The sequence below is a fragment of the Mesorhizobium sp. M7A.T.Ca.US.000.02.2.1 genome (assembly GCF_003996995.1).
Lineage (GTDB): Bacteria > Pseudomonadota > Alphaproteobacteria > Rhizobiales > Rhizobiaceae > Mesorhizobium.
In genome coordinates this window covers 1-1,409 of record NZ_RZTT01000751.1, presented here as the reverse complement: position 1 = coordinate 1,409, position 1,409 = coordinate 1, and the positions used below count along the sequence as shown (strand labels likewise).

Here is a 1,409-nt window from a genome sequence, read left to right as displayed (position 1 = left end):
GGCGGGGGCGCCCACCGCCGATGAGGAAGGTCAGTGTCTTGCGATCAGGCAAAGCTGTCGCGCAGGCTGGTCGCGGTGCCGGTGAAGCGGCCACGCACCACACCGACGACCGCGCCGAGCACCAGCCAGAACACCAGATTGGTCACGGTCACCGCCACCACGAACTGGTGATGCAGCCCTTCCGGAATCGCCGTCTCGTAACTGCCGGGCTGCGGCGCACCGACAACATGCGGCGCCACGATCAGCAGGACGGCAAGGATCGCCAGCGGCAGCGACTTGCGGAACGCGATCAGGCCGAGACCGGCGGCGGTCGCCGCCACCGTTGCCCACCACCAGATCTGGCGCTGGGTGAGATCGGCGGCCGGCATGGCCGGCAGTTCCGGCGGCAGGCCGAGGCCAGGCGCCAGCGTGAACACGGCGAAGCCGGCCAGGCCCCAGAACACGCCCTGGCGCCAGCCACCGATGCCGCCGGCGAATTCGGAGACCGCGACCAGGATCAAGGCGAAGCCGATGCCGGTGACGATGTTGGCAAGCACGCTGAAGGCGAAACGCTCGAAACCGTCTGCCGGCGCCCAGCCTTCGTCTGCCGGAGCGGCTTCCGCCGCCGGAGCAGTTGTGCTCATGGCATTGCTATCCGTTGCGGCCGGAGCGGCATGGTCATGGTGATGCCCGCCGCCCGCCTGTTCGTAGACTTCCGCCTTCAGGATCAGCGGCACGGTGGCATAGGCTTGCAGGCAGGCGAGGACGACGCCGGCCACGAGCCCTGCGATCGCCGCGATGAACACGACGTTGCGAAACAGGTTCATGATGTCAGCCCCTCGTCAGTGGCAGGGAAACGCCATCGAATGGCGATAGTCGTGAGCCGCATTGTGGACCGCATCGATATGCGAGAAGCCGACAAAGCCCATCACGAAAATGCCGAGCAACGCGGCAAGCGCGAGCTGCATGAGGCGCGACTGCGAGGAGACGGAGGCGCCGAGGGAGACGGAAGCGGTAGTCATGTCTTGTCCTTTCGCCCTCCACCCGAGGGCATCGAAGTCAGTTTCCTGTCGCCGGCAGGTCTCCTGGCTCACGGATCAGCGTCCTTCCCCACCTTCCCGAAGAAAAAATCCTCAGTGGTTTATGGAGAGGACTACCGCACACAGTTGCGGGGGCAGCCACGGCATTGGGCGAAATTCGCCCTCACCGCATTCCCTCTTGGCTCCAAAATGGAACCGGCGACACCGGTGACTATAGGCAGAATCCTTGCTTCCGGCAAACCAAATTCCGCCGGTGACCATTGCGAATGCGCCATGAAGGTCAAAGTGATTTCGGCAGATAGCGCCACGTCACAAAGCCGCAGACCGCCGCCAGCAGACCGAGCGTGACGAACACCGAGCCCAGGCCGAAGAAGGCCAGCGCCACTGAAT

Annotated in this window: 2 protein-coding genes and 1 riboswitch; both genes read right to left on the bottom strand. The window is 64.8% G+C overall.

What is annotated here, in order from left to right; genetic code table 11:
- Positions 1–44: 44 nt before the first annotated feature.
- Entirely contained in the window at positions 45–806 is a 762-nt protein-coding gene (locus tag EOD15_RS34290) for a CbtA family protein (RefSeq protein WP_127322048.1), read from the bottom strand.
- Between the two features lie 15 nt (positions 807–821).
- On the bottom strand, positions 822–1,001 hold the full coding sequence (locus EOD15_RS34285) for a CbtB-domain containing protein (protein ID WP_127322049.1): 180 nt from the start codon (positions 999–1,001) through the stop codon (positions 822–824).
- 35 nt (positions 1,002–1,036) lie between these two features.
- Positions 1,037–1,234: riboswitch (cobalamin riboswitch) on the bottom strand.
- Positions 1,235–1,409: the final 175 nt, after the last annotated feature.